This is a genomic window from Pseudoalteromonas sp. SG43-7 (assembly GCF_014164295.1).
Classification (GTDB): domain Bacteria; phylum Pseudomonadota; class Gammaproteobacteria; order Enterobacterales; family Alteromonadaceae; genus Pseudoalteromonas; species Pseudoalteromonas rhizosphaerae.
Genome location: NZ_JACJEY010000255.1, coordinates 1 through 215 on the forward strand (window position 1 = coordinate 1; position 215 = coordinate 215).

Annotated in this window: 1 protein-coding gene; it reads right to left on the reverse strand. The window is 42.3% G+C overall.

Translation table 11 applies throughout. The annotated features are described in order from the left end of the window. Nucleotides 1–36: 36 nt before the first annotated feature. Nucleotides 37–105 carry a hypothetical protein gene (locus H5200_RS24580; RefSeq protein WP_404936390.1) on the reverse strand — a complete coding sequence of 23 codons (69 nt, stop codon included), beginning with the start codon at nucleotides 103–105 and terminating at the stop codon, nucleotides 37–39. Nucleotides 106–215 lie beyond the last annotated feature (110 nt).

Below are 215 nucleotides of genomic sequence, written 5' to 3' on the forward strand. Positions count from 1 at the left end.
TTTCATTAAACTGCGTACTTTAGTGCGTGCTATTTTTTATAAAGAGCGCCACTGCCGCCAGTAGCACATTCTTATCCTACGGCGGATCCAGTGATCTAAATCCACCGTTAGCTAATTAAAATAAAGGTCAAAATAGACAGTCCAATGGCGCGACGACAGGTTTTTCTTGAAGGAATGGCAAACAACGTGGTTTTATAGAGCCGCTTTACTGAGGT